Annotated in this window: 19 protein-coding genes; 16 read left to right on the top strand and 3 right to left on the bottom strand. The window is 66.6% G+C overall.

Annotated elements, in window-relative coordinates; all coding sequences use genetic code 11:
* Window positions 1-161: 161 nt before the first annotated feature.
* From JLK41_RS15420 to JLK41_RS15405, 4 genes are all read left to right on the top strand, one after another.
* The gene (locus tag JLK41_RS15420) at window positions 162-599 is read left to right on the top strand and encodes a cupredoxin domain-containing protein (protein WP_037057201.1); all 438 of its coding nucleotides are present in this window, start codon (window positions 162-164) and stop codon (window positions 597-599) included.
* Window positions 600-1,865, top strand: a complete 1,266-nt coding sequence (locus JLK41_RS15415) for a HAMP domain-containing sensor histidine kinase (RefSeq protein ID WP_210389304.1) — start codon at window positions 600-602, stop codon at window positions 1,863-1,865.
* Window positions 1,862-2,512 (top strand): response regulator transcription factor, encoded by a 651-nt coding sequence (locus JLK41_RS15410; protein WP_210389303.1) that lies wholly within the window; start codon window positions 1,862-1,864, stop codon window positions 2,510-2,512. The genes JLK41_RS15415 and JLK41_RS15410 overlap by 4 nt, the downstream gene beginning before the upstream one ends.
* 162 nt (window positions 2,513-2,674) lie before the next feature.
* Window positions 2,675-3,601 (top strand): alpha/beta fold hydrolase, encoded by a 927-nt coding sequence (locus tag JLK41_RS15405; protein ID WP_210389302.1) that lies wholly within the window; start codon window positions 2,675-2,677, stop codon window positions 3,599-3,601.
* A gap of 288 nt (window positions 3,602-3,889) precedes the next feature.
* On the opposite strand, the gene JLK41_RS15400 is transcribed toward JLK41_RS15405, so the two are convergent.
* Both JLK41_RS15400 and exaA read right to left on the bottom strand, forming a co-directional pair.
* Entirely contained in the window at window positions 3,890-4,549 is a 660-nt protein-coding gene (locus JLK41_RS15400) for a pentapeptide repeat-containing protein (RefSeq protein WP_037057212.1), read from the bottom strand.
* Between the two features lie 188 nt (window positions 4,550-4,737).
* Window positions 4,738-6,600 carry a quinoprotein ethanol dehydrogenase gene (gene exaA / locus JLK41_RS15395; protein ID WP_152489027.1) on the bottom strand — a complete coding sequence of 621 codons (1,863 nt, stop codon included), beginning with the start codon at window positions 6,598-6,600 and terminating at the stop codon, window positions 4,738-4,740.
* 329 nt (window positions 6,601-6,929) lie between these two features.
* Here exaA and pedF point away from each other — a divergent pair, with 329 nt between their 5' ends.
* The 4 genes from pedF to JLK41_RS15375 all read left to right on the top strand — a co-directional run bounded on the left by pedF (window position 6,930) and on the right by JLK41_RS15375 (window position 10,094).
* Complete coding sequence (gene pedF / locus JLK41_RS15390; RefSeq protein WP_175253104.1) at window positions 6,930-7,349, top strand: cytochrome c-550 PedF; 420 nt, start codon at window positions 6,930-6,932, stop codon at window positions 7,347-7,349.
* 91 nt (window positions 7,350-7,440) lie between these two features.
* The gene (locus JLK41_RS15385; protein ID WP_210391242.1) at window positions 7,441-8,313 is read left to right on the top strand and encodes a substrate-binding periplasmic protein; all 873 of its coding nucleotides are present in this window, start codon (window positions 7,441-7,443) and stop codon (window positions 8,311-8,313) included.
* 16 nt (window positions 8,314-8,329) lie between these two features.
* Window positions 8,330-9,079 (top strand): quinoprotein dehydrogenase-associated SoxYZ-like carrier, encoded by a 750-nt coding sequence (locus JLK41_RS15380; protein WP_210389301.1) that lies wholly within the window; start codon window positions 8,330-8,332, stop codon window positions 9,077-9,079.
* An 85-nt stretch (window positions 9,080-9,164) separates the two neighbouring features.
* A complete protein-coding gene (locus tag JLK41_RS15375; protein ID WP_210389300.1) occupies window positions 9,165-10,094 on the top strand; it encodes a quinoprotein relay system zinc metallohydrolase 1 in 930 nt (309 codons plus the stop codon).
* A 663-nt stretch (window positions 10,095-10,757) separates the two neighbouring features.
* Here JLK41_RS15375 and JLK41_RS15370 read toward each other — a convergent pair.
* The gene (locus JLK41_RS15370; RefSeq protein ID WP_037057534.1) at window positions 10,758-11,144 is read right to left on the bottom strand and encodes a hypothetical protein; all 387 of its coding nucleotides are present in this window, start codon (window positions 11,142-11,144) and stop codon (window positions 10,758-10,760) included.
* Between the two features lie 205 nt (window positions 11,145-11,349).
* Between JLK41_RS15370 and JLK41_RS15365 the strand changes: the two genes are divergently transcribed.
* The 8 genes from JLK41_RS15365 to JLK41_RS15330 all read left to right on the top strand — a co-directional run bounded on the left by JLK41_RS15365 (window position 11,350) and on the right by JLK41_RS15330 (window position 20,488).
* Complete coding sequence (locus JLK41_RS15365) at window positions 11,350-13,125, top strand: methanol/ethanol family PQQ-dependent dehydrogenase (RefSeq protein ID WP_134675608.1); 1,776 nt, start codon at window positions 11,350-11,352, stop codon at window positions 13,123-13,125.
* 403 nt (window positions 13,126-13,528) lie between these two features.
* Complete coding sequence (gene exaC / locus JLK41_RS15360; protein WP_210389299.1) at window positions 13,529-15,049, top strand: acetaldehyde dehydrogenase ExaC; 1,521 nt, start codon at window positions 13,529-13,531, stop codon at window positions 15,047-15,049.
* Window positions 15,050-15,409: 360 nt separating this feature from the next.
* Window positions 15,410-15,481 (top strand): pyrroloquinoline quinone precursor peptide PqqA, encoded by a 72-nt coding sequence (gene pqqA, locus JLK41_RS15355; RefSeq protein WP_080756929.1) that lies wholly within the window; start codon window positions 15,410-15,412, stop codon window positions 15,479-15,481.
* A 47-nt stretch (window positions 15,482-15,528) separates the two neighbouring features.
* The gene (gene pqqB / locus JLK41_RS15350) at window positions 15,529-16,443 is read left to right on the top strand and encodes a pyrroloquinoline quinone biosynthesis protein PqqB (RefSeq protein ID WP_134678045.1); all 915 of its coding nucleotides are present in this window, start codon (window positions 15,529-15,531) and stop codon (window positions 16,441-16,443) included.
* A gap of 29 nt (window positions 16,444-16,472) precedes the next feature.
* Window positions 16,473-17,225, top strand: coding sequence for a pyrroloquinoline-quinone synthase PqqC (gene pqqC, locus JLK41_RS15345; RefSeq protein ID WP_210389298.1), 753 nt, complete (start codon window positions 16,473-16,475; stop codon window positions 17,223-17,225).
* A 23-nt stretch (window positions 17,226-17,248) separates the two neighbouring features.
* Window positions 17,249-17,527 carry a pyrroloquinoline quinone biosynthesis peptide chaperone PqqD gene (gene pqqD, locus JLK41_RS15340; protein ID WP_210389297.1) on the top strand — a complete coding sequence of 93 codons (279 nt, stop codon included), beginning with the start codon at window positions 17,249-17,251 and terminating at the stop codon, window positions 17,525-17,527.
* Window positions 17,499-18,653, top strand: coding sequence for a pyrroloquinoline quinone biosynthesis protein PqqE (gene pqqE / locus JLK41_RS15335; protein WP_210389296.1), 1,155 nt, complete (start codon window positions 17,499-17,501; stop codon window positions 18,651-18,653). The genes pqqD and pqqE overlap by 29 nt, the downstream gene beginning before the upstream one ends.
* Window positions 18,641-20,488 carry an alpha/beta hydrolase family protein gene (locus tag JLK41_RS15330; RefSeq protein ID WP_210389295.1) on the top strand — a complete coding sequence of 616 codons (1,848 nt, stop codon included), beginning with the start codon at window positions 18,641-18,643 and terminating at the stop codon, window positions 20,486-20,488. Before pqqE ends, JLK41_RS15330 begins: the two co-directional genes overlap by 13 nt.
* Window positions 20,489-20,498 lie beyond the last annotated feature (10 nt).

Raw genomic sequence — 20,498 nt, 5'->3', positions numbered from 1 at the left:
GTACACGTACGAAGGTCGTAGTTCGTCACGCCAGTCCGCACCGGCCATGCGCGGGAAACCTGGCCAAAGTAGCAGGCGCCCGCTACCAAGGTAGTAGAACGGTGCGAGTCATTGCTTCTTAGCATGGCGGGCAACGACCCATAACAATAACGGTGCCTGCCATGCGAACGTTCAAAGCCCTGCTGCTGCCCCTGCTGCTGATCATCAGCCTGCTCGGTGTCGACCAGCTGCACGCCGCCGGTGATCTGACCCGCCGCCCGGTGGCGCTGCCTGACCTGGTGCTGGGCAACGATGACAGCGACTACTTCATGTCGCAGAACGAATACCAGCTGGAGACGGGCCAGGCCTACCAGCTGCGGATCGTCTCCAACGGGCAGAAGGAATACGCCTTCCAGGCACCGGAGTTCGCCACGTCCATCTACCTGCGCAAGGTCGAGGCCGGTGGCGTCGAGGTCAAGGCGGTGACCCTGACCGAGCTGGAGTTCGAGGACGCCGGCGAGGCGGAGATCTTCTTCGTGCCGGTCAAACCGGGCAAGTTCCGCTTCTATGCCAAGGGCCTGGAAGGCAAGGGCATGCTCGGGCATTTCGTGATCAAGTAGATGACCGCGCTCGGCCGCATCAACCTGTGCGTCAGCCTGCTGTTCATGCTGGTGACCCTGGCCGGCCTGGCGCTGCTGCTGCGTCAGGCCAGCCATGACGTGCAGCGCGAGCTGCAGGCCGCCGAGGCGGTGCTGGAGTACCTGGGCGAGGTGGCGCGCAGCAACCCCGACAGCCTGCGGCCCGAGCTGACCGAGAACCTGCGGCATATCCGCGTGAGCTGGCTGCAGCCCGGCGAGCGGCCCAGGCAGCAGAGCGAGAACCTGGTCGAGCACTGGATCGCCAAGCGCCTGCTGGGCTCGGCACTGCTGCTGGCCGACAGCTGGCCGCTGGCCGATGGGCGCCGGCTGCGTATCGCCCTCGATCCCTATGACGAGATCGAGGAAATCTACGATTCGCTGCTGCAACTGCTGCTGCTCAGCAGCTTCGCCCTGATCCTCTGCCTGCTCAGCATCCGCTTCGCCGTGCGCCGTGGCCTGCGCGTACTGGACGAGCTGTTCACCGGCCTGCGAGAGGTCGGCGCCGGCCATTTCGACACCCGCCTGCAGAGCCACGGCATGGCCGAGGCGCAGCGTCTGGCCGGACACTTCAATGACATGGCGACCACCCTGCAGCAGGTCCAGGCGGACAACGCCGAGCTGACCCAGGCGCTGCTGGAGTTGCAGGAGCGCGAGCGCGCCCGTCTCGGCCAGACCCTGCACGATGACCTGGGCCAGTACCTCAGCGGGATCCGCGCCCAGGCCTGCCTGCTCAAAGTGGTTGCCGACCGGCCCTTGCAGGTGCAGGACACCGCGCGCCTGCTGGACGGCAACTGCGAGCGCCTGCAGCAGGGCTTTCGCAGCCTGATCCGCGATCTCTATCCGGTGGTGCTGGAGCGCATGGAACTTGGCGTGGCGCTGCAGCAACTGGCCGTCGACTGGCAGCAGGCGCACGGCATCCGCTGCCGGCTGGTGCTGGGGGCGCACCTGCCCAGCCTGCCGCTGGCGAGCAAGGCGCATCTGTATCGCCTGGTGCAGGAGGCGCTGACCAACGTCGCCCGGCACGCCGAGGCCAGCGAAGTGCGCATTCGCCTGCAACGACGCGGCCAGGGCTTGCGCCTGCTGGTCCGCGACGATGGCCGTGGCACCACGTTGCCATTGCGCCCCGGTATCGGCCTGCGTTCGATGCGTGAACGCAGCCGTAGCCTCGGTGCCGAACTGCGCCTGTACAGCCGGCCGCAGGCAGGCTGGGCGGTGTGCCTGAAGATTCCCCTGGAGGCGAGGCGATGAAAGTGCTGCTGGTGGACGACCATGCCGTGGTGCGCCAGGGCTACGCCAGCCTGTTGCGCGCCCTGTTGCCGGAGGTACAGCTGCGCGAGGCCTGCGATGGCGAGCAGGCCTTGCAGCGCGTGCAGGAGGAGATCCCGAACCTGGTGATCATGGACATCGGCCTGCCTGGCATCAGCGGCCTGGAAACCACCCGGCGCCTGCGCCAGCGCCTGCCGCAGCTGCGCATCCTGTTCTTCAGCATGCATGACGAGCTGCCCCTGGTGCGCCAGGCGCTGGATGCCGGTGCCATCGGCTACCTGACCAAGAACTCGTCGCCGGACGTGCTGGTGGAGGCGGTCCGGCGCACCGCCGCCGGCCACGCCTACATCGAGCAGCAACTGGCCACCCAGCTGGCCTGCAACCCGGCCAGCGCAGGCGGGGTCGACCCGCGCCTGCGCGAACTGACCCAGCGCGAGTTCGAGATCTTCGTCATGCTCGCCCGTGGCCTGCCGCCTCGGCAGATCGCCGAGAAGCTGTGCATCAGCGCCAAGACCCTGTCCAACTACCAGACCCTGGTGAAGAACAAGCTGCAGATCGGCTCGCAGGCCGAACTGGTGCACCTGGCCATCGACAGTGGGGTGGTGCGGGTGGGCATGGAGAGCGCCTGAGATCGCTCCAGCGGAAATCCCGTGCAATCGATCGGCTCGGCACGAGGCAGCGATCCGGTGTAGATTCCGCGGCAGGCTCAGCAGGCCTCGTCTGCTGCAACGCGGCGGACCCCGGTCCGGCCGTGATGGCACGAGGCGCGCTCGACAATCAGGGAGATAGCCATGAACAAAGGGATACCTGTCGCACTCTGCATGCTGGCGTTGGCGGCGAGCGGCGGCGCTTCTGCAGCCGGGAGCGCTGCGTTGCCGCGCCAGGATGGTTCATCCATCACCTACTACCTGGATGGCAACGGCAGTCGGACCTTGCTGGTGCTGATGCAGGGCTCGGACTGCAACAGCGTGGCGCACAACCCGGTCATCAACGAGCAGTTTTCCACCTTGCTCGAGGGGGCCGATGTCCTGACGGTGGAGAAATACGGGCTCACCCGCGCGACTGCCTGGAACCCGGCGGGGGACAGCCCCGACTGCCCCGAGTCGTACTTCAGCCATGATTCGCCGGAGCAGAGAACCCGTGACTACCTGCAGGTGATCGACGCCCTGGCCGGGCAGTACGGCTATGAGCAGCTGGTGCTGCTGGGGGGCAGTGAAGGCGCGGTGGTGGCGGCGCTGGTCGCTTCTCGGCGCGAGGACGTCAGCGCGCTGGTGACCCTCAACGGGGGTGGCCGGTTCTTTCACGACGACGTTCTGTACAGCATGGCTCGCGAGCTTCCCCCGGCGGCACTCGACGAGGCCAGGGCCGGGTTCCTGGGGTTCCGGGACAGAGTGATGAATGCCGAGACGATGGACCTGCGGATGAGTGGCCACGGTTTTCGCTGGTGGAAGAGCATGTTCAGCCTCGACCAGCGCGCCACCTTGCAGCAGGTCGAGGCGCCGTTGCTGATCGTCCAGGCGGAGCGCGACGAAAGCGTGTCGCCTGGCCTGGCGCGCGAGCAGGCGGAGCAGCTGCGCGAGGGCAAGAGTAACGTCGATTTCCTGCTGGTCGAGAATGTCGACCACAAGTTCAGGGACGACGCCGGCGAGAGCCGCACCGACGCGGTGATCGCGTCCGTCCGGGGCTGGCTCGGCCAGCAGCGAGTCGCCTGGAACTAGCCTGGCCAGCGGTGGATGAAGAGAGCGTCATCCACCCTACCCATTGCGTAGGGTGGACAACGCGAAGCTTGTCCACCTTGGCCTGCATCGTGTTACACCTCGATCCCTGCCCTCGGGACGCCACGCCCTGGCGGTTACCAGAGTGTGCCGCTGAGGCTGGCATTCTCCTGCAGGCGGTCCGGACAACGGTATCTTCAGCGGTGGATGAAGAAAGCGTCATCCACCCCACACAATGGGTAGGGTGGACAACGCGAAGCTTGTCCACCTTGGGCCGCATCGTGTCATGCCTCAATCCCAGCCTTTCGGGCAGGCCACGCACCCCGGCATGTTGGCGCCCTGGAAGTTGCCGAAGCGCACCCGTGCGCCGCTGAGGTTGGCATTCTCCAGGTTGGAGCCGCCGAGCTTCACTTCCTGCAAATTGGCATCTTCGAGGTGCGCGCCCTTGAGGTCGGCCTTGCTCAGCCAGGTCATTTCCAGGTTGGCCGCCTGCAGTTGCACGTCGTGCAGCTTGGCCCCGGAAAGACGGGCGAACTCCAGGTTGGCGGCACGCATGTCGGCGCCTTCGAATTGCGCGGCCTGGGCGAACAGGCCCCAGCCGCCGATGGCCACCAGGCTGGCGCCGGAGAGGTCGGCCAGACGCAGGTTGCTCTGCTGCAGGCTGGCGCGGTTGAGGTTGGCGCCGCGCAGCGTGGCTTTTTCCAGATTGGCCAGGTCGAGGTTGACGTGGCGCAGGTCCGCGCCGGACAGGTCGGCACCGGAGAGATCCATGTGGCGCATGTCCAGGTTGCGCAGGTCGGCCCCGCGCAGGTTGGCGTTGGGGCATTTGCTCTCGGGTTCGATGCGGCAGCCGTTGATCAGTGGCACGCCGTCGTTGTCGCTCTCGGCGCCGATGGCGTGGCTGCCGAGCACCAGCAGCAGGGCTGGGACGAGCAGGGGCAGGTGGTTCATGGCGGGTCCTCGGGTGAATTGATGGGGGAGGCGGTCGCGGCTAAAGCCCCTCCCACAGGCGGTGCGCCTGGTGTGTAGTCTGGGTGGAGCGGAGCGAACCCCAGGCAAGGCGCTGAATCGCAATGCCGCCCAGCCACTCCTACGAGTAAGGGCCTGGCGCACCGCGAAGGACGCCAGGCCTGTTGCCGTCAGCGTTGGGCGCTGGCCTTGTCCCAGCTGGGCAGCTTGAACACCCAGAAGGAGCCGCCCTGGGCCACCGGCTTGGTCAGCTCGGCCATATCGCCACCCCACAGCGGAACCGCGCCGCCGTAGCCGGCAGTCACGCCGATGTATTGCTCGCCGTCCTGCTCCCAGGTGATGGGCGGGGAGATGATCCCGGTGCCGACCTGGAACTTCCACAGCTCCTTGCCGTTCTTGGCGTCGAAGGCCTTGAAGTAGCCGTCGCCGGTACCGGTGAACACCAGGTTGCCCCTGGTCGCGAGCACGCCAGCCCACAGCGGCAGGCGCTCCTTGTGTTCCCAGGCGACCTTGCCGGTGGTCGGGTTCATGGCGCGCAGGATGCCGACGTGATCGTCATACAGGCGCTTGATGCGGAAGCCCATGCCCAGGTAGGCGGAGCCCTTCTTGTAGTGCGCTTCCTCGGCCCAGTAGTCCTCCTTCCAGTGGTTGGCCGGCACGTAGAACAGGCCGGTGTCCTGGCTGTAGGCCATGGGGTTCCAGTTCTTGCCGCCGAGGAAGGGGGGCGAGACCTCGACCACGGCACCCTTGGTTTCGCCGGCTTTCGGCTTGGGCGGACGCTGGCCTTCGTTCTCCACCGGGCGCCCGGTCTTCAGGTCGATGTGGCTGGCCCAGGTGATCTTGTCGACGAAGGGGAAGGCGTTCTTCAGCTTGCCGTTGGCGCGGTCGACCACGTAGAAGAAGCCGTTGCGGTCGGCGTGCGCGGTGGCCTTGGTGACCTTGCCGTCCTTGTCCTTGTAGTCGAACAGCACCAGTTCGTTGTTGCCGGAGAAGTCCCAGGCATCGTTCGGCGTGTGCTGGTAGAACCACTTCACCTCACCGGTGGTGGGGTCGACGCCGACTTGGCCGGAGGTGTACAGGCTGTCGTAGTCGTGCGGGTTGCCGCCGTCGCTGGTGCGTGCCCAGCCGTTCCACGGTGCCGGGTTGCCGGCGCCGATGATGATGGTGTTGGTTTCGGCATCGAAACTGGCGCTCTGCCACGGCGCGCCGCCACCCTGGCTCCAGGCTGCCTTCTTGCCGGTGGGGTGGTTGGGGTCATCCGGCCAGCTGGGGGCTTTCACGTCGCCGGTCGGGGTGCTGTCCTGGCCATTGAGACGGCCCATGTGGCCTTCGACGAACGGGCGCATCCAGACTTCCTCGCCGCTGTCGGGGTCGCGGGCGAACAGGCGGCCGACCACGCCGAACTCGTCACCGGAGCTGCCGTGGATCAGCAGTACCTTGCCGGTCTTCTGGTCCTTCACGAGGGTCGGGGCGCCGGTCATGGTGTAGCCGGCGGAGTGATCGCCGAACTTCTTGTTCCACACCACCTTGCCGGTGTCCTTGTTCAGCGCCACGACGCGCGCGTCGAGGGTGCCGAAGTAGATCTTGTCGCCATAGATGGCGGCGCCACGGTTGACCACGTCGCAGCACGGGCGGATGTCGTCGGGCAGGCGGTGGCTGTAGGTCCACAGGCGCTTGCCGGTCTTGGCGTCCAGGGCGAATACCCGCGAGTAGGAGCCGGTCACGTAGACCACGCCGTCGTGGATGATGGCCTGGGACTCCTGGCCGCGCTGCTTCTCGTCACCGAAGGAGTAGCTCCAGGCCGGGGTCAGCTTGAACACGTTGTCGGCGTTCACCTGGGCCAGCGGGCTCCAGCGCTGGGCGTTGGTGCCCATGCCGTACTGCAGCACATTGCTGGTGGTGCTGTGGTCGTTGGCGATGTCGTCCCAGGTGACCGGCTTGGCCAGTGCAGCCTGGCTCAGCGCCAGGCCACCCGCCAGCATCAGGGCAAGCGCCAGGGGGCGTGGGGTGCTGGGTAGGTTTGTTGTTGTCATCGTTGTGCTTCCCATTTGAGGTGGTAGGTCGCCGCAGTGGCACCGCAAGAATGCGGTTCTGGAGATGCCCTGCAGAGGCAAGCCGATGGTGGAACCCGGCCACCTGCGCGCCTACGGAAAAACTCCCGCCTTTGCCGGGAGGATTTCCCGGCCGGCACATGACTTGGCCTTGCTGCCAAGGCACTGGCAGAACCCCCACCCAAGCCCTACTACCAAGGGACTAGAACGCGACCACCAAAGCAGCATTCGATGCTCTGCGCGGCCTTTCTAAGATGGTCGCCACGAGCTCTGAACGGGCTGTCTTGCGTGCATTAGATGAGGTCCTAGCCATGAACAAGAAGATCCACTCCACCCTGGCGCTGCTGTTGCTCGCCGCATCGACCAACCTCTGGGCGCATGGCGATGTGGTCCCGCAGGCGGTCAATACCGACGGACTGGAGCCGCTGGGTGAGGAATGGCTGGAGGAAAACCCTTATCGCGATAACCCGCGGGCAATCGAGATCGGCTCCTCGGCGTACAACCAGAACTGCGCCGCGTGCCATGGCCTGGAGGCCAAATCCGGCGGCATCGCCCCGGACCTGCGTCTGCTGGAGCTGGGTGCCACGGGTGACGAGTGGTTCAAGGAGCGCGTGATCAACGGTGCGGTGCGCGATGGCCGCGTGTACATGCCGAAGATGGCCGACTACCTCAGCCAGGAGGCGCTGTGGGCGGTGCGCAGCTACCTGGAGAGCGTGCACGTCGAGGAGTGAGAGGCGGATGATCGATCTCCTGCACTCGGCCTCGCGCGCTGCGGCGCGACTCACTCATGCACGCGGCGATGCCGGCATGATCGCGGTGGGCGTGCGCCAGCTGATCCTCCTGTGCGGCCTGCTGCTGTCACTGGGGGCGGCCCAGGCGCAGGTGCGTGACTACGACCGCATCCAGGAGGAGGGCGTGCTACGGGTCGCGCTGTACCAGAACTTTCCGCCCTACAGCTTCGAGCAGGACGGCCAGCCGCGTGGCGTCGACTACGAGCTGGTCAAGGCATTGGCCGAGGGTCTGGGCCTGAAGCTGCAGGTGACCTGGGCGCCGCCAGGGGAGAAGCTCGACGACGACCTGCGCGATTACATCTGGCGTGGCCGGGTCACCGCGCAGGGGCAGCTGGCCGACCTGATGATGCGCGTGCCCTATGACCGCGAGTTCGCGCAGCTGCGCAACGAGCTGGGTGAGCTGGTCAATGAGCGGGTGGTGATGTTCGGTCACTATCAGCGCGAACGCTGGCAGCTCGCCTACGACCGGCGTCGCCTGGCCGAGGTGCCGAGCATCAATGCGCTGCAGAACCATCCCGTGGGCGTGGAAGTGGACAGCGTGCCGTCGTTCTACCTCAGTTCGGTGCGCGATGGCTTGCTGCGCTCGCAGGCGCGTCACTATCCGTCGCCGAGCCTGGCGTTCGCCGCCATGCGCACTGGCGAGGTGGACGCGGTGATGGCCCTGCGTGGCGAAGTGGACTGGCTGCTGCATGAGGCGGGGGATGCGCAACTGGCGCTGGCCGACAACGCCTACCCGGACATGGGACGGCAGATCTGGGACGTCGGCATGGCGGTGCATGAGAGCAACCGGCAGCTGGCCTACGCCCTGGAAGAACAACTGGAGAAGCTGATTCTCGATGGCTCGGTCGAGCGCCTGTATGCGCACTATGGCCTGCGCTACGAGAAGCCTGAATCCTATCAATGACGGGCGGAGGTGGACGATGGATTGGCGTAGCCTGGTGATGCTGGCCCTGTTCGCCTGGGCCTGGGAGGTGCGGGCGGCTGCGCCCGATCCGGTCACCTCGGTGATGTGGGACTACTACCATCAGCGCCTGCTCGCGGGGCAGCCCTTTGTCTTCGACGAGCGGATACGCCTCGAGGTGCCGCCGTTCGCCGAGGATGCCCGCCAGGTGCCGATCCGCATCGACGCCAGCGCCTACCGCGGCAAGGTCAGGCGCATCCTGGCCTGGGCCGAGCTCAACCCGATCCCGCGCATTCTCGACTTCAGCCCCGGCAAGCAACTGGAACCGAGCCTGGCCATTCGTATCCGCGTCGAGCAGGCCACGCCGATCCGCGCGGCGGTGCTCACCGAGGATGGCGTCTGGCATGTCGGCTCGGCCCGTATCGAAGCCGCTGGCGGGGGCTGCACGGCGCCCAGCGTGGTGCGTGCCGAAGCCGGCTGGGAGGAGCGCCTCGGTCAGGTGCTGGGCAAACGCTTCGTGCGTGGCGAGGACAGCCGCCTGCGCCTGCAGGTCTCGCACCCGATGGACAATGGCCTGGTCGGCGGTATCCCCGAGTTCTACATCGAGCAGGCCGAACTGCGCAGCGCCGATGGCCAGGTACTGGGGCGCCTCGAGCTGTTTCCGGCGGTCAGCGAGAACCCGACGCTGAGCTTCGACCTGCGCGGTGACCAGCCTGCCGAACTGTGGCTGCGCGACAACAACGGCAACGAGTTCCAGGCGGCGTTCTGAGCACGGCGGCTTGCCACATGCACAACCATTTTGGGGCACGTCCAGAACCGCAGGTGGTTCCTGAGGTGTCCTCCAGGGGGCTTCCATGCGCTGGATACTATTGCTCACCTGTCTGCTCGCCGGCCTGGCGCAGGCGCTCGACTATCAACTGCAGCCGCGACAGATCGCCGAGGGCGTCTGGCTGGTGGAGGGCAGCACCGACAACTTCGCCGCGGAGAATGGCGGCAACATCGTCAACGTCGGCTTCATCGAGACCGCCGTTGGCGTGGTGGTGATCGATACCGGGCCCTCGCGTCGCTACGGCGAGGCATTGCGCCAGCGTATCGAGCAGGTGACCGGCAAGCCGCTGCTGCGCGTGCTGCTCACTCATCACCACCCGGATCACGTGTTGGGCAACCAGGCCTTCAGCGACGTGCCCATCGCCGCGTTGCCGGGTACCACCCGCCTGCTGGCCGAACAGGGCGACGCCATGGCGGAGAACATGTATCGCCTGGTCGGCGACTGGATGCGGGGTACCGAGGTGGTGTTGCCCAGCGAGGCGCTGGAGGACGGTGAGCTGGAGATTGGCGGGCGGCGTCTGCGCCTGCTGGCGCTGCGCGGGCACACCGGCGCCGACCTGGCGATTCTCGATGAGCGCAGCGGCGTGCTGTTCGCCGGCGATCTGCTGTTCTACCAGCGGGCGCTGACCACGCCGAACAGCCCCGGGCTGGACGTGTGGCTGGCCGACCTGGACCGCCTCGAAGCCTTGCCCTGGAAGCAGATCGTGCCTGGCCACGGGCCGCTGGCCACGGATGCGGCGCCTTTCGTGCAGATGCGTGACTACCTGGGGTGGCTCGATGGCGTGCTGCGCCAGGGGGCGGAGCAGGGCGCGGAGATGAACGAGCTGATACGTGCGCCGATCCCCGAGCGCTTCGCCGGGGTCAGCCTGAGCCGCTACGAGCTGATCCGCAGTGTCAGCCACCTCTATCCGCGCTACGAGCGCAATGCCATGGGCCGGGTGGATCGCCAGGAGTAGCGGCGCGCATGCCGCGCGTACCCGCATCGTAGCCCGGATGAAATCCGGGGGGCGTGGGTATGGTTTCCCGGATTCCATCCGGGCTACGGGCTGATCTGGCCAGAGCCACAGGTTGCCCCTGTAGGAGCGGCTTCAGCCGCGATTCACGCACCAGGGCGTCGCCGCTAAAGCGCCTCCCACGGTCAGGTAACCCGGATGAAATCCGGGGGTGTGGGCATGGTTTCCCGGATTTCATCCGGGCTACGGGCCGATCTGACCAGGGCCACAGGTTGCCTCTGTGGGAGGGGCTTTAGCCGCGACCCGCGCGCCAGGGCGTCGCCGCTGAAGCGCCTCCCACGGTCAGTGGTAACCCGGATGAAATCCGGGGGTGTGGGCATGGTTTCCCGGATTTCATCCGGGCTACGGGCTGATCTGACCAGGGTCACAGGTTGCCTCTGTGGGAGGGGCTTTAGCCGCGACCCGCGCGCCAGGGCGTCGCCGCTGAAGCGCCTCCCACGGTCAGTGGTAACCCGGATGAAATCCGGGGGTGTGGGCATGGTTTCCCGGATTTCATCCGGGCTACGGCTGATCTGACCAGGGCCAAGGGGCGCTTCTGTGGGAGGGGCTTCAGCCGCGACCCGCGCACCAGCGCGTCGCCGCTAAAGCGCCTCCCACGCTCAGCAATCAGAGCTCTTCGTCGTCGCGAATCAGTACGTAGTGACGGCCGTGCTCGGTTTCTTCGTGGTCGTAGACGTAGTACATCACCACTTCGCTGAGACTGACCTGCACGGCGACGTAGTCGCCACTCTCGACCATGAAGAAGGCCTTGGTGGCCGGCTTGGCCAGGCACTCGATATGGGCGGTGACGAAGTGCAGCGGGTCTTCCTCGCCGAAGTAGTCCTCGCGTTGGTGTGCGTCCCAGTCGGTCGGCGGCTCGAAGGAGCCGGTGAGCAGGACCTTGCCGTCGCCCAGGTCCTGCTCTTCGGCATCCGGGTCCTGCTCGTCGGGGCGATAGACCGTGCAGTCCAGCGCATCGGGATGATCGAGAATTTCCTGGCGTGGATGGGGCACGGGTGTCTCCGGTCGATGGGGGCGGGGCGGCCAAGTGTCGGGCAAAGCGATTACCACTGCAATCGCGCCGATGCAGGTATTGCTACCAAGGAACGAGGAAAATCGGCTGGGGGTGCAATTGTTGGGGCGCCGGGTCGGGCCAAGAATTTGCGGCAGACCGGGAAAATTTCCCGGCAATAACAATGAACCCGCAGAGGTAGCCGCAATGAAACGTACCGGTCTTCGCCAGCCCTTCCTCCTCACCGCGCTGTGTGCAGCGATGCTGATGCCGTCCGCCGCCGCGCTGGCGGTCACCGACGCCGAGATTCTCAAGGACGCCACCACCACCGACGAGATCGTCACCAATGGCCTCGGCCTGCAGGGCCAGCGCTACAGCCCGCTGAACATCCTCAACGAGCAGAACGTCAAGGAGCTGCGCCCGGTGTGGACCATGTCCTTCGGCGGCGAGAAGCAGCGTGGCCAGCAGGCGCAGCCGATGATCAAGGACGGCGTGATGTACGTCACCGCGTCCTACTCGCGGGTGTTCGCCGTCGATGCGCGCACGGGCCGTGAGCTGTGGCAGTACGAGGCGCGCCTGCCGGACGACATCCGCCCGTGCTGCGACGTGATCAACCGTGGCGTGGCGCTGTACGACGACCTGGTGATCTTCGGCACCCTGGATGCCAAGCTGATCGCCCTGAACAAGGACACCGGCAAGGTGGTCTGGAGCAAGCGCGTGGCCGACCACAAGGCCGGTTACTCGATCACCGCCGCGCCGCTGGTGGTCAACGGCAAGCTGATCACCGGCGTGTCCGGTGGCGAATTCGGTGTGGTCGGCAAGATCGAGGCCTACGATCCGAAGAACGGCCAGGTGCTGTGGAGCCGTCCGACCGTCGAAGGCCACATGGGCTACGTCTACAAGGACGGCAAGGCGGTGGAGAACGGCATCAGCGGCGGCGAGGCCGGTAAGACCTGGCCGGGCGACCTGTGGAAGACCGGCGGCGCCGCGCCGTGGCTCGGCGGCTACTACGACGCCGACACCAACCTGCTGTTCTTCGGCACTGGCAACCCGGCGCCCTGGAACTCGCACCTGCGTCCGGGCGACAACCTGTATTCCTCCTCGCGCCTGGCGCTGAACCCGGACGACGGCACCATCCAGTGGCACTTCCAGACCACTCCGCACGACGGCTGGGACTTCGACGGCGTCAACGAGCTGATCTCCTTCGACTACCAGGATGGCGGCAAGACCGTGAAGGCCGCGGCCACGGCGGACCGCAACGGCTTCTTCTACGTGCTCGACCGCACCAACGGCAAGTTCATCCGTGGTTTCCCCTTCGTCGACAAGATCACCTGGGCCAAGGGCCTGGACAAGAATGGCCGGCCGATCTACGACGACAGCAATCGTCCGGGCTCGCCGAGCGCCAAGGAAAAGGGCAGCAGCGTGTTCTCGGCGCCGGCCTTCCTCGGCGCGAAGAACTGGATGCCCATGGCCTACAACCGTGACACCGGGCTGTTCTACGTGCCGTCCAACGAGTGGGGCATGGACATCTGGAACGAGGACATCGCCTACAAGAAGGGCGCGGCCTATCTCGGTGCCGGTTTCACCATCAAGCCGCTCAACGAGGACTATATCGGCGTGCTGCGCGCCATCGATCCGAAGAGCGGCAAGGAGGTCTGGCGCCAGACCAACTACGCGCCGCTGTGGGGCGGGGTGCTGACCACCAAGGGCAACCTGGTGTTCACCGGCAACCCGGAAGGCTACCTGCAGGCCTTCAATGCCAGGACCGGTGAGAAGGTCTGGGAATTCCAGACCGGCTCCGGGGTGATCGGCTCGCCGGTGACCTGGGAGATGGATGGCGAGCAGTACGTCTCCGTGCTGTCCGGCTGGGGCGGTGCGGTGCCGCTGTGGGGGGGCGAGGTGGCCAAGCGCATCAAGCACCTGAATCAGGGCGGCATGCTGTGGACCTTCAAGCTGCCGAAGGAGCTGGTGGCCAAGCACTGATCGCCGGGCGGCCAGCTCATCGGCCCCCTCGCTCATTGCCGGGAGAGGGGGCTGATCGCGGGCTGCTCCGGATTTCCTGACAACTCGAAGCCGATGGCCGGACCCTGTCCGGCCATCGGCGTTTCCGGGGGCGCGCCAAGCGCACCAGGCTGCTGCGAAATGCCACGGGCGAATTTTCGCCTGCGGGAACGCAAGACGCAGCGAACGGGTCTAGCCTTTAGCTTCCGCAGTCTCGCGCCTCGCTGCCAAAGGCCCATGCCAGAGAGCTTGCCGCTCTACTACCAAATGACTAGGCGATCTGTGCCATGGGCGCATACCGAGGTTCCGGGGGGCTTCCTAAGATCGAACCATGACTCGTTCCAACTACCGGGAGCGGGCTCCGACAACAAGAGAGGTCAGCATCATGATTTACGCGAAACCGGGTACAGCAGGCGCCGTCGTCACCCTCAAGCCGCGCTACGGCAACTACATCGGTGGTGAATTCGTCGCCCCGCTCAGCGGCCAGTACTTCAGCAACACCAGCCCGGTCGACGGCTCAGTGATCGCCGAATTCCCCCGCTCCAACGCCGCCGACATCGACAAGGCGCTGGACGCCGCCCATGCCGCCGCCGATGCCTGGGGCCGCACCAGCGTGCAGGAGCGTTCGCACATCCTGCTGAAGATCGCCGACCGCATCGAAGCCAACCTCGAACTGCTGGCCGTGGCCGAGACCTGGGACAACGGCAAGGCCGTGCGCGAAACCCTCAACGCCGACGTGCCGCTGGCCGCCGACCACTTCCGCTACTTCGCCGGCTGCATCCGCGCCCAGGAAGGCAGCACCGCCGAGATCAACGACGGCACCGTGGCCTATCACTTCCACGAACCGCTGGGCGTGGTCGGGCAGATCATCCCGTGGAACTTCCCGCTGCTGATGGCCGCCTGGAAGCTGGCACCGGCCCTGGCCGCCGGCAACGCCGTCGTGCTCAAGCCGGCCGAGCAGACCCCGCTGTCGATCACCCTGCTGGTCGAACTCGTCGGCGACCTGCTGCCGCCCGGCGTGCTCAACATCGTCCAGGGCTTCGGCCGCGAAGCCGGTGAAGCGCTGGCCACCAGCAAGCGCATCGCCAAGATCGCCTTCACCGGCTCCACCCCGGTCGGCTCGCATATCCTCAAGTGCGCGGCCGAGAACATCATCCCGTCCACCGTCGAGCTGGGCGGCAAGTCGCCGAACATCTTCTTCGCCGACATCATGAACGCCGAGCCGGCCTTCATCGAGAAGGCCGCCGAGGGCCTGGTGCTGGGCTTCTTCAACCAGGGCGAGGTGTGCACCTGCCCGTCGCGCGCGCTGGTGCAGGAGTCGATCTACGAGCCGTTCATGGCCGAGGTGATGAAGAAGGTCAAGCAGATCAAGCGCGGCAACCCGCTGGACACCGACACCATGGTCGGCGCCCAGGCTTCGCAGCAGCAGTTCGACAAGATCCTCAGCTACCTGGAGATCGCCCAGCAGGAAGGCGCCCAGGTGCTCACCGGCGGGGCGGCCGAGCGCCTGGAGGGCGACCTGGCCAGCGGCTATTACATCCAGCCGACGCTGCTCAAGGGCAGCAACGAGATGCGCGTGTTCCAGGAGGAGATCTTCGGCCCGGTGATCGGCGTGACCACCTTCAAGGACGAGGCCGAGGCGCTGGCCATCGCCAACGATACCGAGTTCGGCCTGGGCGCCGGCGTGTGGAGCCGCGACATGAACGTCGCCTACCGCATGGGCCGTGCGATCAAGGCGGGTCGTGTATGGACCAACTGCTACCACCTGTACCCGGCGCATGCTGCCTTCGGCGGCTACAAGAAGTCCGGGGTCGGGCGTGAGACCCACAAGATGATGCTCGATCACTACCAGCAGACCAAGAACCTGCTGGTCAGCTACGACATCAATCCGCTGGGCTTCTTCTGACAGCCAGCACAGGATCTGCTGCTGCATTGGCAGCAGGTCTCCGGCTCGCGGGATCGTGAGCCGGCCATGTACCCAGGGCGGTGCGCTCGCTCCGGCGCGCCGCCCCATTGCCAGGCGAGCAACCCTGTCCGGGTGGGTCTGCAGGCAGCCATGGGCCTGAACGGCAGCAGATCCTTATCGCAACGCGGCTTCGGCCGCGTTTTTTCTGCGCGCCGGTTGCCTGACCCCGGCGTTCCGCTGCTCGACCGTACCTACCAATGTCAGGCGAATCTCCTCCCAAAGTACCATTTGGCCACCTGCCTGGCGGGGGCTTAATGGGGTTGCCGGAATGCCCCGGCTGAATAACAAGAGGACCGCACCATGTGGACTAAACCCGCCTACACCGACCTGCGCATTGGCTTCGAAGTCACCCTGTATTTCGCCAACCGCTGATCGCTCCTGGCCCCGGCTCGACCGGGGCATCCCGCTGGTGACCCGTCATGCATATCCAGATTCTTGGCTCCGCCGCCGGCGGTGGTTTCCCGCAGTGGAACTGCAACTGCCGCAACTGCCGTGGCGTGCGCGCCGGCTCCCTGCGCGCGCAACCGCGCACGCAATCGTCCATTGCCATTTCCGATGATGGCGAGCGCTGGATCCTGTGCAACGCCTCGCCCGATATCCGCGCGCAGATCGAGGCCTTCCCGGCGCTGCAGCCGGCGCGCAAGCTGCGCGACACGGCGATCGCCGGCATCGTCCTGCTCGACAGCCAGATCGATCACTGCACCGGCCTGCTGACCCTGCGCGAAGGCTGCCCGCACGAGGTCTGGTGTACCGAGATGGTCCATCAGGACCTGACCACGGGCTTTCCGCTGTTCAACATGCTCAGCCACTGGAATGGCGGGCTGCAGCATCGCCTGATCGGCCTGGACGCCAAGCCGTTCAGCATTCCGGCCTGCCCGGCACTGAGCCTCACCGCCATCGCCCTGCGCAGCAGCGCACCGCCGTACTCGCCACACCGTGGCAACCCGCATCCGGGCGACAACATCGGCCTGTTCATCGAGGACCGGCGCAGTGGCCGCAGCCTGTTCTACGCCCCGGGCCTCGGCCAGGTGGACGAGCAGCTGCTGAGCTGGATGCGCCGCGCCGACTGCCTGCTGGTCGACGGCACGCTGTGGCGTGACGACGAGATGCGCGTGTGCGAGGTCGGCGACAAGCTCGGCAGCGAGATGGGTCACCTGTGCCAGAGCGGCCCGGGTGGCATGCTCGAGGTCCTCGAAGGCCTGCCGGCGGCGCGCAAGGTCCTCATCCATATCAACAACACCAACCCGATTCTCGACCTCGACTCGCCCGAGCGCGCCGAACTGGATGCGCAGGGTGTCGAGGTCGCATTCGATGGCATGAGCATCACGCTGTAACAGGCCGATGACAACAAGACGGAGTGCCGATGAGCCAACCTGCCATGAGCCCTGCCGAATTCGAGCAGGCGCTGCGCGCCAAGGGCGCGCTGTACCACATTCACCACCCGTTCCATCGCGCCATGTACGAAGGGCGCGCCAGCCGTGGGCAGATCCAGGGCTGGGTGGCCAACCGCTTCTACTACCAGGTGAACATCCCGCTCAAGGATGCGGCGATTCTCGCCAACTGCCCGGATCGCGAGACCCGCCGCGAGTGGGTGCAGCGCATTCTCGACCACGACGGTGCCCCCGGCGAGGAGGGCGGCATCGAGGCCTGGCTGCGCCTGGCCGAAGCGGTCGGCCTGGATCGCCAGCAGGTGCTGTCGCAGGAACTGGTGTTGCCGGGCGTGCGTTTCGCCGTCGATGCCTACGTCAACTTCGCCCGCCGCGCCAGCTGGCAGGAAGCGGCCAGCAGCTCGCTCACCGAACTGTTCGCCCCGCAGATTCACCAGTCGCGCCTGGACAGCTGGCCGCAGCACTACCCGTGGATCGACGGCAGCGGCTACGACTACTTCCGCAAGCGCCTGAAGGAAGCGCGCCGTGATGTCGAGCATGGCCTGCGCATCACCCTCGAGCACTACCGCAGCCGCGATGCCCAGGAGCGCATGCTGCAGATCCTGCAGTTCAAGCTGGATGTGCTGTGGAGCATGCTCGATGCCATGAGCATGGCCTATGAACTGCAACGCCCGCCGTATCACACGGTGACCGAACAGCGCCTCTGGCATCGGGGGATCGCGCCATGAGCCAGATGATGACGGAGCCATCCATGACCGCCTCGATCCTGGCCAACGTACCTGTCATCCGCCGTGGCTTTCGCCTGCAGTTCGAGCCGGCCCAGGGCTGCCACGTAATGCTCTATCCGGAAGGCATGATCAAGCTCAACGACAGCGCCAGCGAGATTCTCCAGCAGGTCGACGGCAAGCGCTCGGTGGCCGAGATCATCGGCAACCTGCACCAGCGCTTCCCGGACGTACCCGGTATCGACGAAGACATCCTCGCCTTCATGGAGGTGGCCCATGCTCAGTTCTGGATCGAGCTTCGCTAAGCCGGGCGTGCAGGTCGGGCCGCCGCTGTGGCTGCTGGCCGAACTGACCTACCGCTGCCCGCTGCAGTGCCCGTACTGCTCCAACCCGCTGGACTTCGCCCGGCAGGGCGCCGAGCTGTCCACTGCCGAATGGATCGAGGTCTTCCGCCAGGCCCGTGAACTGGGCGCCGCGCAGCTGGGTTTCTCCGGCGGCGAGCCACTGGTGCGCCAGGACCTGGCCGAGCTGATCGCGGCGGCCCGTGGCCTGGGCTACTACACCAACCTGATCACCTCCGGCATCGGCTTGAGCGAGGCGCGCATCGCCGAGTTCGCCGAGGCCGGGCTGGATCACATCCAGATCAGCTTCCAGGCCGCCGACGAGGAGGTGAACAACCTGCTCGCCGGCTCGAAGAAGGCCTTCGCCCAGAAGCTGGCCATGGCCCGCGCGGTCAAGGCGCACGGTTACCCGATGGTGCTCAACTTCGTCACCCACCGGCACAACATCGACAACATCGAGCGCATCATCGAACTGTGCCTGGAGCTGGAGGCGGACTTCGTCGAGCTCGCCACCTGCCAGTTCTACGGCTGGGCCGAACTCAACCGTGCCGGGCTGCTGCCGACGCGGGCGCAGCTGGAGCGCGCCGAGCGCATCACCAACCAGTGGCGCGACAAGCTGGCGGCGCAGCAGCACCCGTGCAAGCTGATCTTCGTTACCCCGGACTACTACGAGGAACGCCCGAAGGCCTGCATGAACGGCTGGGGCAACCTGTTTCTCGACATCACCCCCGATGGCACCGCCTTGCCCTGCCACAGCGCGCGGCAGCTGCCGGTGCAGTTTCCCAATGTGCGCGAGCACAGCGTCGAGCATATCTGGCGGCATTCGTTCGGTTTCAATCGCTTTCGCGGCGACGACTGGATGCCCGAGCCGTGCCGCTCGTGCGACGAGAAGCACAAGGACTTCGGCGGCTGTCGCTGCCAGGCCTTCATGCTCACCGGCGACGCCAGCAATGCCGACCCGGTGTGCAGCAAGTCGGCGCGGCATGACCTGATCCTCGCCGCCCGCCAGCAGGCCGAGGCCGCGCCGCTCGGGCTGGACGCCCTGCAGTTTCGCAACGAGAAGGCCTCGCGGATCATATGCAAGGCGTAGGTGAGCGCGACCCCGACTCGCTCTGGAGTGCCGAGCAGGCCGCTGCCGCCAGTGCCGATTTCGCCGAGCTGCAGGCGGCTCATGGTGGCCTGCTGTGGGTGGCCTTCGATCCTGAACGGGCGCGCTGCGGGCTGTTCTTCTGGCGCGATGGTGCGAGCCGGGAACTGACGCCAGCGGGGTTCTCCGTGCGCAGCCGGGTCTACGAGTACGGCGGCGGCGCCTGCTGCGCCACCGATCAGGGTGTGGCGTTGGTCAATGAGGCTGATCAGCAGGTCTACCATCTGCCGCTGGCTCCTGCGCAAGGCGAGCCGCAGGCGCTGACGGCAAACGCCAGTTGCCGCTACGGCGACCTGTGCTTCGTGCCTGCCTGGCAGGCGCTGCTGGCGGTCGAGGAAAGTCATGAAGGCGATGCTGTAGTGCATCGACTGGTGCGCATCGGCCTCACCGGCAAGCGTGACGTGCTGGTGGAGGGCGCCGACTTCTACGCGGCGCCGGTGGCCGATGCCGATGGCCGGCGCCTGGCCTGGATCGAGTGGGACCGCCCCGACCAGCCCTGGATCGCCACGCGCCTGTGCCAGCGTGAGTCCGGCGAGCGCACGCAGGTGATGATGGGAGAGCGTGGCGACCGCTCCCTGCAGCAACCGCGCTTCGATGCCCGGGGCCGTCTGTGGGTCCTGAGTGACCAGGCCGGCTGGTGGCAGCCGGAGTGCGTCGACGAGCGCATGACACTGGGCGTCGCACCTGGCGATCACGCCGCAGCGCCCTGGCAGCTGGGCGGGCGCACCTACCTGGCGCTGGACGATGGCGAGTTCCTGCTGAGCCGTTTCGAGCAGGGCACGGGCGTGCTGGTTGCCTGTGCGCTGGGCGCGAGCGCGACGGGGCACCACGCCGCCGGCGAACGTCGGCTGGCCACGGGCTTCACGCGTTTCCGTGGCCTGAGCGCGGATGCCGAGTATTTCTATTGCATCGCCGCCGCGCCGGATCGGCTGCCGGCGGTACTCGCCATTCGCCGCTGTGATGGCGCCCTGCAGGTCCTTGCCGGTGGGGCGCAGCCCTTGCCCGCGCCGCTGCTTTCCCGCCCCGAGGCCCTGAGTTGCCCGGTGGGGCAGGGCGAGCAGTGCCACGGCTTCTTCTACGCGCCTGTCCCGGCCGTGACGCGTCCGCCGCTGGTGATCTTCCTGCATGGCGGCCCGACCTCCGCCTGCTACCCGGTATTCGACCCGCGCATCGCCTTCTGGACGCTGCGCGGCTACGCCGTGTTCGACCTCAACTACCGTGGCAGCAGCGGCTATGGCCGCGCGTACCGCTTGCGTCTGGCCGGTGGCTGGGGTGAGCTGGAGGTCGAGGACATCCGCGCCGCCATCGATGGCCTGGTCGAGGCCGGGCGCGTCGATCCGCAGCGCGTGTTCGTGCGCGGTGGCAGTGCTGGTGGCTTCAGTGCGTTGCGCGCCCTGGTCGAGCTACCTGCGCTGCGCGGCGGCGCCAGCCTCTACGGTGTCAGCGATCCGCTGGCCCTGCGCAGGCTGACGCACAAGTTCGAGGCCGACTACCTGGACTGGCTGATTGGCGACCCGCAGCAGCATGCCGAACGCTACCGCACGCGCACGCCCCTGTTGCAGGCCGAGCGCATCCGCGTGCCGGTGATCTTCTTTCAGGGTGCCCTGGACGCGGTGGTGGTACCGAGCCAGACCGAAGCCATGGTCGAGGCCCTGCGCCAGCGCGGTTTGCCAGTCGAATACCAGTTGTTCGCCGAAGAACGCCACGGCTTTCGCCAGGCTGCCAATCTGGCCAGCGCATTGCGCGCCGAGCATGCCTTCTACCAGGGTTTGCACTGAACGCTGGTCG

The organism is Ectopseudomonas khazarica (assembly GCF_017915135.1).
Taxonomy (GTDB): domain Bacteria; phylum Pseudomonadota; class Gammaproteobacteria; order Pseudomonadales; family Pseudomonadaceae; genus Aquipseudomonas; species Aquipseudomonas khazarica.
Note: the sequence above shows the minus strand (reverse complement) of the source record. Positions and strands in the feature narration are given on the sequence as shown.

Excerpts from the sequence above, each read along its gene's own strand:
- JLK41_RS15420 (WP_037057201.1), top strand. The coding sequence starts at position 162 with ATGCGAACGTTCAAAGCCCTGCTGCTGCCCCTGCTGCTGATCATCAGC.
- JLK41_RS15415 (WP_210389304.1), top strand. The coding sequence starts at position 600 with ATGACCGCGCTCGGCCGCATCAACCTGTGCGTCAGCCTGCTGTTCATG.
- JLK41_RS15410 (WP_210389303.1), top strand. The coding sequence starts at position 1,862 with ATGAAAGTGCTGCTGGTGGACGACCATGCCGTGGTGCGCCAGGGCTAC.
- JLK41_RS15405 (WP_210389302.1), top strand. The coding sequence starts at position 2,675 with ATGAACAAAGGGATACCTGTCGCACTCTGCATGCTGGCGTTGGCGGCG.
- JLK41_RS15400 (WP_037057212.1), bottom strand. The coding sequence starts at position 4,549 with ATGAACCACCTGCCCCTGCTCGTCCCAGCCCTGCTGCTGGTGCTCGGC.
- exaA (WP_152489027.1), bottom strand. The coding sequence starts at position 6,600 with ATGACAACAACAAACCTACCCAGCACCCCACGCCCCCTGGCGCTTGCC.
- pedF (WP_175253104.1), top strand. The coding sequence starts at position 6,930 with ATGAACAAGAAGATCCACTCCACCCTGGCGCTGCTGTTGCTCGCCGCA.
- JLK41_RS15380 (WP_210389301.1), top strand. The coding sequence starts at position 8,330 with ATGGATTGGCGTAGCCTGGTGATGCTGGCCCTGTTCGCCTGGGCCTGG.
- JLK41_RS15375 (WP_210389300.1), top strand. The coding sequence starts at position 9,165 with ATGCGCTGGATACTATTGCTCACCTGTCTGCTCGCCGGCCTGGCGCAG.
- JLK41_RS15365 (WP_134675608.1), top strand. The coding sequence starts at position 11,350 with ATGAAACGTACCGGTCTTCGCCAGCCCTTCCTCCTCACCGCGCTGTGT.
- exaC (WP_210389299.1), top strand. The coding sequence starts at position 13,529 with ATGATTTACGCGAAACCGGGTACAGCAGGCGCCGTCGTCACCCTCAAG.
- pqqB (WP_134678045.1), top strand. The coding sequence starts at position 15,529 with ATGCATATCCAGATTCTTGGCTCCGCCGCCGGCGGTGGTTTCCCGCAG.
- pqqC (WP_210389298.1), top strand. The coding sequence starts at position 16,473 with ATGAGCCAACCTGCCATGAGCCCTGCCGAATTCGAGCAGGCGCTGCGC.
- pqqD (WP_210389297.1), top strand. The coding sequence starts at position 17,249 with ATGACCGCCTCGATCCTGGCCAACGTACCTGTCATCCGCCGTGGCTTT.
- pqqE (WP_210389296.1), top strand. The coding sequence starts at position 17,499 with ATGCTCAGTTCTGGATCGAGCTTCGCTAAGCCGGGCGTGCAGGTCGGG.
- JLK41_RS15330 (WP_210389295.1), top strand. The coding sequence starts at position 18,641 with ATGCAAGGCGTAGGTGAGCGCGACCCCGACTCGCTCTGGAGTGCCGAG.